10 protein-coding genes are annotated in these 16,673 nt (G+C 38.3%); 5 read left to right on the plus strand and 5 right to left on the minus strand.

The annotated features are described in order from the left end of the window. Positions 1–165: 165 nt before the first annotated feature. Both ACDQ55_RS19710 and ACDQ55_RS19715 read left to right on the plus strand, forming a co-directional pair. Complete coding sequence (locus tag ACDQ55_RS19710; RefSeq protein ID WP_420983285.1) at positions 166–744, plus strand: tetratricopeptide repeat protein; 579 nt, start codon at positions 166–168, stop codon at positions 742–744. Positions 745–950: 206 nt separating this feature from the next. Continuing rightward, positions 951–2,090 (plus strand): alpha/beta hydrolase, encoded by a 1,140-nt coding sequence (locus tag ACDQ55_RS19715; RefSeq protein ID WP_420983287.1) that lies wholly within the window; start codon positions 951–953, stop codon positions 2,088–2,090. 177 nt (positions 2,091–2,267) lie between these two features. Here ACDQ55_RS19715 and ACDQ55_RS19720 read toward each other — a convergent pair whose 3' ends face one another. The 4 genes from ACDQ55_RS19720 to ACDQ55_RS19735 form a co-directional block, all read right to left on the minus strand. Beyond that, entirely contained in the window at positions 2,268–2,849 is a 582-nt protein-coding gene (locus ACDQ55_RS19720; RefSeq protein ID WP_420983289.1) for a PhnA domain-containing protein, read from the minus strand. A 351-nt stretch (positions 2,850–3,200) separates the two neighbouring features. Next, positions 3,201–4,766, minus strand: a complete 1,566-nt coding sequence (locus tag ACDQ55_RS19725) for a DUF6770 family protein (protein WP_420983290.1) — start codon at positions 4,764–4,766, stop codon at positions 3,201–3,203. A gap of 35 nt (positions 4,767–4,801) precedes the next feature. After that, positions 4,802–6,202: a M48 family metallopeptidase gene (locus ACDQ55_RS19730; RefSeq protein ID WP_420983291.1), complete on the minus strand. Its 1,401-nt coding sequence runs from the start codon at positions 6,200–6,202 to the stop codon at positions 4,802–4,804. Between the two features lie 1,371 nt (positions 6,203–7,573). Beyond that, a complete protein-coding gene (locus tag ACDQ55_RS19735) occupies positions 7,574–9,040 on the minus strand; it encodes a TlpA family protein disulfide reductase (RefSeq protein ID WP_420983292.1) in 1,467 nt (488 codons plus the stop codon). Between the two features lie 254 nt (positions 9,041–9,294). On the opposite strand from ACDQ55_RS19735, the gene ACDQ55_RS19740 reads away from it, so the two are divergent. Beyond that, positions 9,295–9,813, plus strand: a complete 519-nt coding sequence (locus tag ACDQ55_RS19740) for an efflux RND transporter permease subunit (RefSeq protein ID WP_420983294.1) — start codon at positions 9,295–9,297, stop codon at positions 9,811–9,813. A gap of 131 nt (positions 9,814–9,944) precedes the next feature. Here ACDQ55_RS19740 and ACDQ55_RS19745 read toward each other — a convergent pair whose 3' ends face one another. Further along, complete coding sequence (locus tag ACDQ55_RS19745; protein ID WP_420983295.1) at positions 9,945–11,075, minus strand: serine hydrolase domain-containing protein; 1,131 nt, start codon at positions 11,073–11,075, stop codon at positions 9,945–9,947. A 520-nt stretch (positions 11,076–11,595) separates the two neighbouring features. Between ACDQ55_RS19745 and ACDQ55_RS19750 the strand changes: the two genes are divergently transcribed. Then, positions 11,596–14,370 (plus strand): DUF6603 domain-containing protein, encoded by a 2,775-nt coding sequence (locus ACDQ55_RS19750; RefSeq protein WP_420983297.1) that lies wholly within the window; start codon positions 11,596–11,598, stop codon positions 14,368–14,370. Between the two features lie 5 nt (positions 14,371–14,375). Further along, on the plus strand, positions 14,376–16,667 hold the full coding sequence (locus tag ACDQ55_RS19755) for a hypothetical protein (protein WP_420983298.1): 2,292 nt from the start codon (positions 14,376–14,378) through the stop codon (positions 16,665–16,667). Positions 16,668–16,673: the final 6 nt, after the last annotated feature.

The raw sequence follows: 16,673 nt of genomic DNA on the forward strand, positions 1-16,673 counted from the left end.
CATCATTCAAAAAATCATCATACTCCTCTCAGCCCCGCTATCGTTACCCGGCGGGGCATACCACTCCCCTACCATGTTATGGATATTCACATAACATGACTACAGAATTGCTCCAGAAAGCATTGATAACTTGTGTGTTATTGTACAACAGTACCGTTTACATACATGCCGGATATCAATTTAACATATACCACCACGTTTGACCGGATATTTAATGACGCCGCCAGGAAATTGACGGAATTAGTGTCTGGCAGTAATAAACTCACCAGGAAGGGCTACTGGAACCGGTTAAAAATTAACCGGCTGATAAAAGTATTCGATACCTGTTTACAAGTAAATCCAAGGCATTGGGAAAGCATGTTTTCCCTGGGGAAAGCCCACCAATATCTCGGCGCACATACCCTTGCACTCACCTGGCTGGCAAAAGCCCTGAATATCCAACCCAACAATCCCTATCTCTTACTGGAGATCTCCATACAGCAGGTATATTTAAATGATATTTCCCAAGCTATTCTTTATACAGAAAAAGCATTGCAGGAATTGCCTGGCGACCCGGTGATCCTCGGCAATCTCGCGATGAACTATTTAGTAGCAGGTAAAGACCAGGAAGCTATCGCTACTATTGCTACTGCACTCTCCATCCTTCCGGAAAACCAGATTAACCTGGATATCCAGGCCATCATCACAGCTGTTATAGCCGGAAAACGCCACCGACCTATTTGCCAGGAATTAATAGATAGATAAACAATGCCTGGTTATACTTCTCTTGTCAAAGAAAGACAAAGAACAAATCTTTTCATTCCCGATTTTATCAGAATTTGTATATTAGCTTAATTTTCACTACGCTTGGTGTTACTTTTATAAGGATGCTTAGCCCATAAGTTCTATTATCTGAAACCTTATCTACTATACCAAAATCTATAATGAAGCCATTCTACGCTAATACCACGATGTTGCAGACATACCTTTCGAGCTTGCCCAAAAGCTTATTTTCAATGAAAGGAATATTACTTTGCTTTATTTTATTTTTCTCTTTGGCACCATTCAGCTACGGGCAAAATAATGACTCCACAGACAATTATTCCAATAGTAAAAAAATTATCCGTGACCTTAGTAAAATATTAAACCCTAAAGGTATTCAGGAAAATTACGAAGCTAACATAGGCGGTGTTAAACAATGGGTTTTCGCACGCGGGCAAAACAAGGATAATCCGGTAATCCTGTTTGTACATGGAGGCCCAGCATCTCCAATGTCTCCTGTAATGTGGATGTTTCAACGCCCCATCGAAGAATATTTTACAGTTGTTAATTATGACCAACGGGCTTCAGGGAAAACTTATCTGGCCAATGATACCGCCGCATTAAGCGAAACCATCAATATAGACCGTTATGCGGATGATGCTATTGAGCTGACTGAATTAATTAAAAAAAGATATCAAAAAAAGAAAGTTATTTTGATCGGGCACAGCTGGGGAACAATTGTTGCTATGAAAGCGGCATTAAAACGGCCAGATTTGTTTTATGCCTACGTAGGAATAGGCCAGGTAATAAATACAATGGATAATGAGCGCTTAAGCTATGAGTATGGTGTAAAAGAAGCAACCAGGCTAAATAATGAAGCCGCCCTGAAAGAGTTAAAATCCATTGCTCCCTACCCAGGAGATAAACCTGTTACAAGAGAACGGATTATTATTGCCCGGAAATGGCCACAATATTATGGCGGGTTAAGCGCTTTTAGAGATGAACCGATATATTATTTCGACGCCCCACTATTGTCTCCGGAATATAATAAGCAAGAGGTAGCAGCCATAGACCAGGGAAGCCTGTTTACTTTGTCACGTATATTGCCTGAATTTCTTAAAGTTGACTTTAAAAACATTAAGGAATTTCCAATTCCGGTACTCATGTTCATGGGACGGTATGATTATACCACACCTTCAGCACCAACTGATTTATGGCTTAAAAAAGTAAAAGCCTCCTATAAAAAAGGAATTTGGTTTGAAAACTCGGCCCATCTGATTCCGTTAGAAGAACCCGGCAAAATGTTTCTTACATTAGTGGAATATGTACGGCCACTTGCTTTACAATAAGAAACCTGCATTTGTACAATGCACCAATACTATTTTATTAACTGTATAAATCACTTACCTCAGGTTCTTGCTGCATGCTGATTTAAGTGATTTATACAGTTAATGTGATCCTGTCCAGAATGGGTCTTCCCCTATATCAACTGGCAAGGTATTTATTTTATAATTAATATGTTTACTCTAAGCACCTTGCTTACGCACATATATCGTCTTAATCATAATACTTTGCCCTTCTATTTTCCCCTCGACATAGTTGGTATCGTTAGTATCAAGACGTATATTTTTCACTACAGTACCTAAACGCGCATTTACTGTTGAACCTTTTACATCCAGTGATTTTGTAAGCACAACCGTATCGCCGTTTTCCAATATATTACCATTGGCATCTTTGTGTAAATCTACACTCATGTCATTTTCATGGTCGCCAGTTGCTTTTGCCCATTCCATCGTAGCATCGTCAAAGTACATCATCTCGATATTATCCGCAGCCCAACTTTCATTGCGCAACCTGTTGAGCATCCTCCACGAAACGACCTGAACTGCCGGGATTTCGCTCCACATAGAAGTGGTTAGGCATTGCCAATGGGTGCTGTCAAGTTCTTCTTTCTTCTCTATTTGTGCAAGGCATTTGTTGCAAATGTAAATTTCCCTGTCTGGAATATTATTTACAACGGGCGGCACTTCATAAATATTCAGTGCTCCTGTTGCGGCGCAAAGTTCACATGCATTGCTACTTCTTTCCTGTAATTGAGCAAGATTCATATCATTTCAAATATTGTTGAGGCCACAAATGTGTTAATTATTTGGGTTTATACAAAAAATAATAGCCGAAAATGGGCTTTGTGCAGAAGGATACGGCTTATGGACTCATCGCCACAGGCGCTAAAAACAGATAATAAGCAATCATTGTATGCTATTTTGATCTAATGTGGAGAATATGGCACCTCAAAAGTTAACAAAAAATTAAATATTGAAGGGCGTTTAATAGCGCTAACTCAATATACCTACTGCCAGAAAAAACCCTTGCAGAATCAGATTCTACAAGGGTTTTTTTCAGGATTGAAAGCGGTACTTGTATGAATACCTCCTCATCATCCTGCATCAATCAATAACTTAACTGATTTTTTCCAGGCGGCAATCCAGGCGTTTATCTTTTTTGAAATATTCCAGGATCATCACAGAACCTGGTTTAGCCGGGAAAACTTTTAGTTTACTGGCTTTGGATTTCAGATTTATTTTATCCTGTGTAAATTTAGTACCGTTAAAACGGATTGTATTAAAAGTTTGGCCTTTATAATCCGCATCTTTTACATAATCACTGAAACAGATGGAGAAATTAGCATTATCCTCATCCCCGGTAGTGAAGTCATAATCAAAAGCACCAATACTTTTCAAGTACATAGCAAGCAGATGTTGACTGTTAAAATCACTGATCGCACTGTTCGTGGCAGTATTGTTGGTTTTATCATAGATTTTGGCGTTTGTAACGTGGTATCCCTCATCAAATGTCATGACTACCATATCCGTGATCACTATTTTGGTTGCGCCTACGCTATTTGCAGCGCCAGCAGCTGTGCTCAATACTTTCAAAGCAATACCACCAGCACTGGCCTGTCTTTTATAACCTTCTCCCACAACATATAAATTGCCGTTAGCTCCCTGGATCATTTTATGAATGTACAAGTATCCTACATTGTCTATTTTACCTTTACTGCTGGTTCTGAGATATTTGGTAAAATCCTTCTCCCAGCTATTGTAAGCTTTAGAAAGTACTTTACCCTCAGAATTCACTACATAAAAGGCCATGCCCTTACTTGCATCTTTCACCACATTAGCGTCTTTATCGAAATAAGTACCCGCTATAATAAAGTTACCACTGCTTTTCTGCATACTGATGCTGGCCGGCACTAAAAGAAATTCGTCCTCCTCTCCATCGAGGTCAAATATTTTCTTCTTAGTAATGAAGTTGATGCCCACAATATGTGAAGAAATTCTCTGGCTCATCAGTCGTTTTCTTTTAAACACCTGCAAAATGATTAAGCTATCAGTGTTACCCAGGTACTCGGCAAAAGCAAAACGTTCCTCATCATCTGATGGAATATATTTCCAGAAGGCTTTTTTCTCAGAACCATAAAAGTTTACTTCGTAGGTACGTTCTTTTCCATCTCTCACGGGCATTACAGAAACGAATCCTTTGGTGCCTACATCAAATACATTCTGGTTAGTACCATCATCTGTATGTTGTGTCAAGTAGGTTTCCATCAGTTGTTCCGTTTTACGGGTATACTCATTTTCGTAGGTGTGTAACAGTTTGCCTTCAATTGAGTACACTTTCATAGTGAGCTTTCTTTCTTTTTCGTCCTGAAAGAGGAAAGACAAGCTACCACCATTATAGGCAGCTTCCAGCAAGTTTACATTTTTTCCATCCTGTAATTTAATATCCTTCACTTTATTCAGATTCTCATCCAATATCTGCAAAGTATATTCATTGGTTTTTCTATCTACCTTATCACTCTGATAAAAGAAGAAATAACCTTTGATCTGGCCGTTCTCCATAATGGTACCACTATTACGGAGATACGTTGAATACACATTATCTATAGATAATTTGTTTTGGGCTTGTGCAAAGACCACACACATGCAAAAGAACAGCGAGGCTGTAAACATTTTTCTGGACATCTTCAAAGGTTTTTGAATTAGGGGGACAATTTTGATTATTGAATTAATTGTTTAGCTTTATTATATTCCTTTATAAAAGCGTTGTAGGCATTAAATTGCGGACAGAATGATGCGAGATAATGAAAACTAATCGCCGGAAAATCTTCCAGGTAAAGGTTTTGGATCATCTGCAGTAATACATTATAATTAGCCGGATAATCGGGAGAAGGCAGTTCCGTAAGCTTTCCTAGTATATGCAATTTCTGGGCATCATAACAGCTGTTTAATATCTTTCCTATCTGTGTTACCAAATAAGGATCGCGAGGCGATTCCTGGAGCATTGTAATGGTGTAGTACAAACTTCTTGAATAGTTATCGTTCTCGTAAGCATACACAATCACTTCGTACTTGAAATCATGTTGCAGGGAATCGAATTTCACTTTGTCTATCAGATATAATACCCTGTTATTATTTTCGTTGGCTTTTACATAAGGTTCGAGCAATTTAATACGCAGTTTACAATCCGGATGCGTTTTAAGTGAATCTTCCAGTTCCTCGTTATTCTCTAATTTCGCATGTCCTCCCAAAAGTCCTTCTCTTTTGGTGATCCACCTTTTACGGAATGGGTAATCTTTAGCATCGAAAAGCTGCTCCAGTTGCACAGCTGTATTCGTGGTGTCTACATCAATGTTGTCGAGCAAGGTAAGCGCCGTAATGGCGCCATCCAGGCTGAAACGAGTGTTTTGCATAAACACCAGCCCCATAGAATCTGCTTCCGACTCATGATCCCTGCTATGTCTGCGGCTATTAAAGGTAATTCCCTTTACTAAGTTTTCTAGTTGTTCCCGCTTTTGATACTCCAATGCTTTAATTTTCCGCAACTCCTGTTGCATGTCCTTTCCATTCATCGTAGTAACATACCGGGCAATGCTATTTTCACTATGTTGCAGGTAGTAGTGGGCCAGTTCATGGCAAAGCACAAAGGCAACCTGGCTCTCATTCTCCAACCTCTTAAACAATCCCATATTAAAAAGAATGATCCCCTCCCCTACGTAACTGGCGTTAGGTACACCCGATCTGGAGAAGTAACAATGCAGGTTCTTTTGTTGCAGCAAAGGATTGGCTTTCAAAATCACATGTACCAATTCATCCAGGTATTGCTGGGCAAAAGCAGTGGTATAAATTTCTTTTTTGTCGAACCTGGATTTTATATTCTCCCAACGCCGGTTATATAAGGAAACATATTCCTTTTTATCTTTAGAGGGCAATTGATCCAGCGTGGCCTTATAATTGGCTTCAAACTGCTGCTCCAGGCTTTTAAGCTTACTTTCGCTTTGGGGAGCCGGGTTAAACATCTGTAATTGTGCATTTGATTGAAAGGGCAACAAAAAACTACAGATTACAGCAATAATACAAATCCGGGCTAATAATGATAGCCTGGTAAAATGCGTATTCATGTGAACATTAGGTTATAGGGAGCACGAAATTAATACATTTTATTTCATAGGAAGAAAAAAATTGTGGAGGAAGACATGAAATTCAAGGATCTATTAAGGAACCATTCCACCATTCACAGCATTTGAAGAATGTAAACTACTTATCGACTACCTGTTTTTTAATATCAAATTTCATTTGGTAGACCCTAAATACACCTAAACACAACTGCACCAAGTATAGGTTCCAAGATTATCCAGTAATCCCTATGATACAGAAATCGAACTATTTATACAAAAATTATCATCCCTGAATAATTGTTATCAATTGGTTAATCCCAATTCCATAAAAGCTGGGTACACAAGATAAAATTTTGTTCTGCCGTTATTTGCGCATTGATTAATCAATAGCCAAGAATATGGAAATTTATCAAAATTTAGGTGGCGATTCCAGCGTCTATGCATTTCTTATTGACGATAGTTCTATAATAGTTGAATTCAGTACAGGGGCCAGGTATCTTTATAATAACAGTCAACCAGGTCGTGGTTATGTAGAGCAAATGAAATCACTAGCGCTAAGTGGAAGAGGGCTAAATTGTTTTATTAGTAGGTATATCAAAAAAAATTATGCTGCCAGATTAAGATAATTCTGCCAGGATTTCCGGAGAACAAAAAAGTGGAACGGCCAGGTGCTATTTTAGATCTTCCCGTCAAATACCCCAAAAGCAGAAAAGCCGCGTAAATCCTATGATTTATACGGCTTCGCATCGGCTTATTTTCTTTGATCTGGATGCATGCAATCCCATAGAGCTAAGCACTGCAACTATTTTAGGGCTGCCATATCGGCTTTTGCTTTTGTGGTAGATATCTTCCACTTCTTTACAAAGGACTTGTTTGTCCATAGAACGTTTTGATGGCTTTCTTCTAACCCAGGCATAATAACCACTACGGCTTACTTTGAGCACCTTGCACATCTTCTCAACATCAAATTCTGCCTGATGGTCCTTTACGAACCTGAATATTTGTTGTCTTCCCTGGAGAAGATGCTCACCATCTTTTTTAGTATCCGATTTTCCATTGCTGATTCCTGCAGGGCTTTCTTAAGGGCCTGAATTTCCTTCTGTTCTCGTGTCAGATCCTGTTTCCAATTCCTTGGAAAACTACGGGTATCATGCTCTCTGTGCTCTCTGGTCCAGCGACGAACCATATCAACGCCTATACCAAAGTTCTTTTGCAACAGTTGATGAAATTTTTGAAAGATACCTATCTGGCATAGAAAGGTCTTTAATGTTGATTTTAATACTGGATAGAAGGAGGAGGTCAGCACATTTTGTAGATCAAAAAAATCCGCTACACTCTTTTGTGATAAAGAGTTATAGCAGATTGGACATTATTTTACCTGGACAGTAATGAAAAAAAATTATAAAAATTAGAAGGTGGATAAGTAGCATTCTCATAAACTTTTCCAGAAGGATCAATTAGGACATGATGGGGCCATGCCTGCATTTTATACTTCAACCGTATTTCATCACCAACTTTCTTTTCCGCAAACAAATTTATGCCAGCTATCTTTTTATCAGACAACATTTGCTTCCAGTCAGCATATTTGCAGTCAATACAAACGCTTATAATCTGCAACAGACCATCTCCAGATACCGACTCCAGGTGATTCTTGGCTGGTATATCTTTCAAACACGGTGTACACCAAGTAGCCCATAAATCAAGATATACCCACTTCCCCTTAAACTGTTCGAGTATCACTTGCTTTCCCGCCTCGTCAGGCAGTGCGAATGAAGGCGCTAGCATGCCACTGTCCAGTGATAAAGGTCCGGATAAATATTTTTCTCTGGAAACCAGGCTTTCAGATATTACTGTATGCAGGTATGGACTGGTGATGTCACGTCGGCAGTTTTCATAGAGGTTTTTGTATGTCTTCAACATCCGCCTGTTCTCAATTATTTTCGTATTAAAAGTAATCCAGTAGGTATGAAACAGCTGGAGGGAAGTAGAATCTCTTAGCGCTGCTCTTAGGATAGGAATCACTTTTTCATAAGCATCCGGGAATGATAAATCGTTCTTTCCGGGAATCTTCCCCCAGAAAAGATATTGCAGGAATAAATAATAAACCGGATCAGTTGCCGTATATTTTGATACAGACATCAGAAAAGCATTGTCGGCACCTATGGCAGTATATGACGATGACTCCGGGGGAATATTTCGCCAGGACGCGGCACGGAGCTTCATCCATTTATTCCTCAACACATAAATAGCAAGCTCCCGCTGGTATAAAACCGGCAGGAGTTTTTTCCCGTGCTCACGAAGAAAATCTTGTTCCACTTGATAATAATGGTCAAAAGCAAGGAAGCAAGAATCTAACGGTATAACTGTTTCTACCAGCTTCCAACTCACATCACTACTGTAACGGTATCCGAGAAATTTGGCTTTATGCTGTAGCAATTCATTCAGTGCCGCCGCTTTTCCTGAAAAGGCAAGGTCCTCATTGTCCTTTCCAAAATATATATGCAATGTATCCCCCGGCAATACGGTTACTTCATAACCATCATCATTATCCAGCTCTAGATAAATATCAGTAAAATGATCCACCTGCAAGGCAATGAGTGTATCAGGGGAGTTTCCCGGCATCACTTGTTGTCTGCTATTACCTGGCAACAACATATACCAGGAAATTTCCTTTACTTTAATATTACTGCCGGAAGGAAAATGACAATACAGCCATGAGGAAGAGGGCTGTACATTTTTACCTGCTGCATAACCAGGAAGATCAGGAACCGGTTGACCCGTAGTATTGAATCCTACACACACAGCAAGGATAACAGCAATTAATGAAGCAGGAAATCTCATAAGCTACAATAAAAGATATACTCAAGATAAGGTTATTTTCTTTTCTATTTTAATCAAATAATTCACAGCTAAGTGATTCCAGTGAATTATGTATTTTGTACATGGAAATACGTTATCCTATGTCACTCTATTCTCCTTTCCGGATCATCATATTGTTTACAACACTTACCATCATTGGCATCTGCCTGATTCTGTATCTCCATAGAGACCTTACACCGGAACAATCTTCCTAGAGGCTGACAATCAATTTCCAAATGGAAAATACCACACTGGAAATGACAGAAGAGAAAGTTACTGCTGTATTGGAGAATGCGGTATCTCAATTAGGGCAACTACGCAAGATAACTTCCCGTTCTACTCACTCAAGTGGCAATATAAATTTGGAATTTAATACCAGAACAAATATGCAAGTGAAACACTTCGAAGTTGCTTCCATTATCAGAAAGGTATTTCCATCTCTGCCCCAAAGTGTAACCTTTCCTGTTATTAAAGAAGTACATGACAACTACCTCGGACTGGAAGAAATGTTAATGACTTATACAGTATCAGCAGATAAGGCGTCATATGACATTTTACAGTTTACTGAAGAAAAAATTGTAAAGAAATTATCAAACCTACTAGGCATAGAAGAAACCAACCTGTCTGGAGCCTCACCTCTTAAGATCGCGATAAGCCTTAACCCATATAAATGCGAGGCTCTTCAAATCAGTATGGAATCTGTCCAAACCTCCCTGAAAGAACAACAGGAACAACGCTACCCGGATATGAGGTAATTTATTGTCAATCGGCTAAATGGGAGCAAGACTATCAGATTTTTAACCCCAATGGCGGCTGCTACCCTGGCAGATGTGGCAAAAGAGCCTATAAAGCAAAGGTCAGTAACAAAATCCGGGATGTGTTTTGTTTAAAGGTTTAAAATTTTTTCTGACAGAGCGATTAGTTCATTTTGAGTGTCCTCGCCTACTTCATTTGAGAGCAGGACAATACCTGAATTCAAATCGGGATAAAATACCATATAACTGCTAAATCCTAAACTGCCGCCTGTATGAGAGATGCTCCTGTTACCTCTCTCTGTTTTTCGTACTTTCCAGTTAAAGGCAATCGCACCATCCTCAACCCTTCCAAAAGTTGGCCGATGACTTAACTTTACAATGGGGTTTGCTTCATTCATCTGAAATGCCATGTACTTTAACATGTCTGAGGTTGAGGAGGCGATACTTGCAGCCACTTTTAAGTCTTCCCAGTCAATAACCGGCATTAAACGCCCCTTGCCATCATAACCTTTTGCCATTAGGGCAGGTTGTTTCCCAGGTTTAATCAGGAATGTATTTTTCATTTTAAGCGGATCGGTGAAATATATTTTTAAGAGATTCTCGTAAGTGTTGTTATAAACGCCTTCCATAATATAACCGAGCAATTGAGCTGCAGTGTTACAGTGACGAGCAACAGTGCCTGGTAAAACTTTTAGCTTTACATCGTGCAGGTCATGATAAAAATCTTGCCTGCTGTATTTTTGGTGAACCAAATCCAAAATATAAGGAATAGAGTCTGGATCTGCTTTTCCAAAAATATCTTTATCTGGCATCCAATTAGGCAACCCGGAGGTGAGATTTGCTAAATTAAGTAAGATAACAGGCGTTCCATTGTAATTCAAATTAGGATAATCTTCTTTTAGGTAATTGCGTATGTCATCTTTGAGGTCAACCTTTTTATCTAGTACGGCCCTGGCAAGCAAAGTGGCCCCAAAGGTTTTTGTAATGGATGCAAGTTCGTAAACAGTATTGTTTGTTGGTAATTCAGATTTCTCTCTTTGAGTTGAACCATAATTATAGGTATATGGCTTTCCGTTTTTAATGATTCCTATTGAAATGCCAACCCTAGAACTATTTTTCATAAATGCAGAAACGGATTGATCTACCAGTGAATCTAAGTCAGTTTTCAATCTGTTGTCTGTGGCTACTTTTATTTGATTTGTTTGGGCAGTGCATATAAATGTATACGCTAAAAATGTTAAAAAGAAGGATACCTTTTTCATATGTTTTTAGGTTGTTTTTAATAAGACGATAAAATATTTTAAAAGTTGCACCATTTAACATAACGGGCTAGCAGATAGAACAAAGATCAAAAGCAAGTTATTGATAATTTCATTAATCTCCTGCGACCTTCGCCCATCCTCCAGTAAGCAGCTGCCAGATACCTAGATCACAATAATCTTTATTGAATTAACACACCTCTAAAAATTGTTTATTATCCTAACCATCATCACAATTTATTAAATAGTAAACATATCTATATTTCATTTATTTAAAGGCAACAAAATATTTATTGATACCTACTTTTAGAATTAATACAAAATATCTTCATTCAATAAACTATTTAATCAAAGTATTGTTATACTGTCTGTAATTCCATAATCTATAATAATATCCCTTTTCGTCGATTTATTTTAAGGAAATTTTAATGGTAATTTTTTTTAAAGAAACGAGTGTATTATGTTTTAAAAAAGGTATATATATTCCTATATACAAACAGTCATAACAAGGAAAATATTTACAATGGCCAAATCAGCAAAAGCTAGTGAGACTTATTTAGTGAAACTAATCTCCGATTTATTTAAGGATGATGTTGACATAGATTATGCGGCATTGCCAAATATCCTATTATCAAATGTAATAATCCACGACAAGCATTTAAAAAATAACCAAATAAAAGTTGATGCTACAATTAAGTTTGATGATAGATACTCTGGAAAATTTCTTCTGGTAGGTAAAAAGTCAACTACCTGGCAATTTGTTGCCTATGCTGGATTCAACCCTAAAAAACCTTTAGATATTGGCAGCCAGATTCCACTTGTTGGGGGTGAACTAGAAGGTGATTTAATATTGAAAGATGCCTATCTTATTATCACCACAAAAGAACCAGATGATATAACTATAGATACTGGAAATGCTCCTACATTCGATCCTGGAATCTCTTTCGGATATGATATTTCATTAGTAGAGGAAGATCAACAGATAACATTACCCGTATTAAAATATAAAAAAAAAGCAGAAGCAGAAAATTTTGCAACTATAATGGAGGAGAGTGATGAAGAGGATAAACCATCTATCTACACCATTAGTATTCAAAAACAAATTGGTCCTATCCTCATTGATAGTATTAGCTTGAGTTATTCCGAACAAGTTATTTCCTGTTCTCTTGATGCTTCTATGACAATTGGTCCGTTAAGCATATCATTGAATGGATTATCATTTGGTACCTCTGTAAAAGTCTTCAAACCTAAATTTAATTTAGATGGACTTGGAATTGGATATACTACAACTGCATTAACCATTGAAGGTGCAGTTATACGGGTTCCTGAAGCAGATCTGGAGAAGGATATATTAATACAGTTTGATGGTGAATTAATTATACAAACAGCAAAATTTGGTATGGCAGCCCTGGCTTCTTATGCGCAAGCGAAAAGCGGTTTACCTTCCTTCTTTGCTTTCGTAAATGTAAATATTCCGCTTGGAGGCCCACCATTTTTTATAGTAACCGGATTAATGGGGGGCATGGGTTTTAACAGAAACTTAGTAATGCCTTCTTTCAAACAGGTACAAGACTTCCCATTGATGGCTATTAGTCGCCCACAAACAGGAAGTGCTAAAGAGCATGCAATGGAAACATTGCAGATCCTGGAAGGTCAAAAAGCCGGTGCAGACGGAGAAAAAGTAAAATGGATCACTCCAAAAGCAGGTGACTACTGGTTAGCAACAGGACTAAAATTTTCCTCATTTGAAATAATTGAAGGGAAACTATTATTAGTTGCCGAATTTGGCCATGATTTACAATTTGCAGTACTGGGGTTGGCATGGCTTAGCTTCCCGCTGGGAGTTGATATGAGCAAAAGATTTATTTTTATTGAACTGCAAATTGAAGCTGTTTTAAAACCGATAGATGGATATTTCAGCGCTTCCACCAGTCTTACCGATAATTCATTTTTACTTACTCAGGATAGCCATTTAACAGGAGATTGTTCCTTCAATTTATGGTTTAGTAATAATAAAAATGCTGGTCAATTTGTATTTACAGCAGGCGGTTATCATCCCGCTTTTAAAATTCCTTCCCATTATCCAAAAGTTGCACGATTAGGTTTTAACTGGAAAATATCAACCGATGTATCAATTAAAGGCAATTCCTACTTCGCCATTACACCTTCATGTTGTATGGCAGGTAATGCTATGGAATTGGTCTTTCAACATGGCAGCATAAAAGCATGGTTTACAACAGAGGCTAATTTCCTTGTTACCTGGCACCCATTTTCATTCTTAGCAGCTTTACACATTGAAGTCGGAGTCTCCAAAAGTTTTGATCTGCTTTTATGCCATAAAACAGTATCAGTTTCGGCAGGTGCAACCCTTAATCTTTGGGGACCACCACTCGGAGGTAAAGTAGTTATACATGTTGCCTTTGTTACAATCCCAATATATTTCGGCTCCTCAGAAGCGCTCGACAAAAACAAAACAAAACTGGATTGGAAGTCATTCAGTGAGTTATTACCAAAACCAACTGATACCTGTAAAATCATTGCTAAAAGGGGGCTAATAAAGGAACTGCTAAAAGACAAGCGTACCAAAAAAATTCTTTATACCAATCAATCAACCTCTGATCAAACTACCAAAATTTGGATTGTACGCCCAGGTAGTTTTCAGTTTAGTACACAAAGTGTTATTCCGGCAAGCCGTTTAACATATGGTACGACTAATGATTATGGTAAAAATGTCATTGGTCAAGATATCACCATACGGCCAATGAACCTCTCAAAAGCCACATCTATCCATAATATAAAAATTAATAGAAGTGCCGGCAGTAGTACTCCTATTGATGTAAAAGCCTGGATATTTAGCCCAAATTATGACAATTTAGCTGCAACTTTATGGGGCCCTCCATTAAAAGATAAGGATGGCAATTTTGTTCAAAGTCCACTAAAGCCAAGCGCTGATACCATTGATCATCAGCTCACCGGCTATACAGTTCAGGTTCCACCACCTACTCCCGGTAGCACATTTGGGATTATTCCAATTGCGCGGGTATTTAAAGAATATATCTCACAAAGCAAAAATCCGCTGAACATAAAGATGCCTATATCCAGTGAATATTGGCCAGCAGATAGCAATACAACAATTACTAATATCGGTAAAATTGGTACAACTCTCTCCAAAAACAGAAATGCCCTTTTTGAAGTACTAAACGCAAATAGTATTTATACTGGAAAAAACGACCCTATGACTGGTATGGCCTCCAATGCAAATAATTTATTCACCGATTCTCCAATGGAACAATCTTAAACAGTATGAGATCTCAAAAAGATATTAATGCAGACATTCCTATAGGAGATCTGCAATTTTTCGACAATTATATTCCTGCGTTAGAAGCAGGCAGTTATTACATTTCAGTTAATCACGAACTAACAGTTGATCAAACTAAAATAAATTTCGATACCAAACAGGAAATTCTTGTCACTGGCCCACAATTCACCCTTGATTCCGCACAAATAATTAATAAATATCCTCCTTCAGGGAGTACCGGAAAATATGGTGAGGTATTACCTCATATAGTATTAAAAGACCCGATACTACCCTGGGAACGCTTCTTAAGCACAAAAGGTACCCCATGGCTCGCCCTTATGGTTTTTGTTGAGAATGAATTAACGGATGGACAAAGTCACTCAGACAAATCATCTGAAATTACAATCAATAATTTTCTCAAGCCAGCAGCAACTACGCTTATTGGCAATATCAAAAAAGAAGAAGATATTGATGGAACAACTACCTGTAGGTATATCAATATGTCTACAAGCGTATTTAAGGCCCTTGCGCCAACATTGGAAGAACTACCTTATCTATCACATATTCGTAAAATTAATACCGGTAACAGGCCTATTATGGGTTTACATGAAAAAGGGCTGCTTTCCGTTGTTACCGCTAATAGATTTGCCACGGCACCTGCACCTGATGCCAATCCTCAAGCGATAAAAAACATTGTACATTTAGTATCCCTGGAAGGCCTGGAGCCATATTTGAAGGCGAATGCCGACTTAAGCAAGTACAAAAGCGTATCCTTGATTACACTGGCTAGCTGGACATTCCTCTCTGTACCAGATAACGTACAAGACTTCAAAACCTTAGCTACCAACCTTGTACCGCGAGATAAAAATGGTACTCTTTTAGATCCTTCATTGCTATGGCTTCGATTACCTTTACCAACAAGAGGTAGTGGTACCAGTAAAACCGAAGTCACAAAACGGGTTACAAACGGGTTTGTGCCACTAGCCTATCACGCGCGCAGTGGAGAAAATACATTTGCCTGGTATCGTGGTCCACTAACCCCGGTACTACCCAAAAGTGTAAAACCAGACAAACCATTTCCTACCGCTGATGCTGCACTAATATTTGATAAAACAAATGGTGTATTTGATGCATCCCTTGCTGCCGCCTGGGAAACTGGCAGGGAGGCGGCCTTAGCAGATGGTGATTTCATAAAGAAGTTAAGTGATTTTAGAAAGCAAAACAGTAATACTGCAGCCAGGTTATTTAATCACTTATATTCAGGTCATTTCCCCAATAAGAGTAAAGCTTCAATAAAAATCGATACAACGATACAGGAGAATTTCATGAAATTGCTAACTCCTCACGTCATTAGGGAAGTTGGGAACATTGCCGATCACCGGGTCATTGAAAACACCTCCCAATCAACTACTGCTACGGTCAGGGAATCCCCATCAATACATGCATTTCTGGAAGAACAAGATGTTCAAAATAAATTGAAAAAGAGCATTCACGAGAATATATCTCCAATTGCCGACTGGTTAGCACATTTCGCCCTTTTATATCCAATACCATTTGATAAATTGGTTGCTGATGAAAGAATGTTACCTACCGAATCAATTCGTTTCTTTTATATAGACATGAACTGGATTAATGCAGGTATTGAAGGTGCTTTGAGTTTAGGAGTAGATTCCAGCAAACAATTATTGTTTAATAAGCTTACGAAAGAAGTAGTACCTGATGCAACAATGAGTGCCGTTTCTATGATAAGAAAAAGGTTGCAGGGAAATGAAAAAACTGTTACACCTACTACTGTAAAAACGATGAGTGGATTTTTGTTACGTTCTGCTTTAGTTGCTGGCTGGCCAAATTTATCTATCCAAGCAAAAGACACCAGTGATAAAAGTTTAAAAATAATACGTTTAGATCATCTGTCGCCCACCGTTTTATTATGCATTTTTGATGGTGTTCCTAAGAGTATCGAATTGTGTGAACCAGAGGAAACATTGAGTTTTGGTGTAACTCCTACCGGCTATATTGTTTTGCGAAATATTCAGCATAACAGTTCTATCGGCAGTAAAATAAAAACTATAAAGATCCGGGACCTAAGTAATAAGCAAAAACTTTGCATGCGATCTGCCGGGAGTAACGTATTGAATATTGCTCCATCAGATTCCACCGGATTAATTCAAACCATCACCAACAATTTAAAACAAAGTAGCAATTTACCATCTGGTGGCAAACTTACGGCTGCAACTTTTGCTATCCAGATGATAAAATCAGCTGAAGCAATTGAATTTAAAAGTCAAAACACCTAAAACTCC

Origin of the sequence: Chitinophaga sp. 30R24, assembly GCF_049056765.1 — a bacterium.
Taxonomy (GTDB): Bacteria; Bacteroidota; Bacteroidia; order Chitinophagales; family Chitinophagaceae; genus Chitinophaga.

What these genes read in the sequence shown, in the direction of transcription:
- ACDQ55_RS19710 (WP_420983285.1), top strand. Translation starts at nt 166, where the DNA reads ATGCCGGATATCAATTTAACATATACCACCACGTTTGACCGGATATTT.
- ACDQ55_RS19715 (WP_420983287.1), top strand. Translation starts at nt 951, where the DNA reads ATGTTGCAGACATACCTTTCGAGCTTGCCCAAAAGCTTATTTTCAATG.
- ACDQ55_RS19720 (WP_420983289.1), bottom strand. Translation starts at nt 2,849, where the DNA reads ATGAATCTTGCTCAATTACAGGAAAGAAGTAGCAATGCATGTGAACTT.
- ACDQ55_RS19725 (WP_420983290.1), bottom strand. Translation starts at nt 4,766, where the DNA reads ATGTCCAGAAAAATGTTTACAGCCTCGCTGTTCTTTTGCATGTGTGTG.
- ACDQ55_RS19730 (WP_420983291.1), bottom strand. Translation starts at nt 6,202, where the DNA reads ATGAATACGCATTTTACCAGGCTATCATTATTAGCCCGGATTTGTATT.
- ACDQ55_RS19735 (WP_420983292.1), bottom strand. Translation starts at nt 9,040, where the DNA reads ATGAGATTTCCTGCTTCATTAATTGCTGTTATCCTTGCTGTGTGTGTA.
- ACDQ55_RS19740 (WP_420983294.1), top strand. Translation starts at nt 9,295, where the DNA reads ATGGAAAATACCACACTGGAAATGACAGAAGAGAAAGTTACTGCTGTA.
- ACDQ55_RS19745 (WP_420983295.1), bottom strand. Translation starts at nt 11,075, where the DNA reads ATGAAAAAGGTATCCTTCTTTTTAACATTTTTAGCGTATACATTTATA.
- ACDQ55_RS19750 (WP_420983297.1), top strand. Translation starts at nt 11,596, where the DNA reads ATGGCCAAATCAGCAAAAGCTAGTGAGACTTATTTAGTGAAACTAATC.
- ACDQ55_RS19755 (WP_420983298.1), top strand. Translation starts at nt 14,376, where the DNA reads ATGAGATCTCAAAAAGATATTAATGCAGACATTCCTATAGGAGATCTG.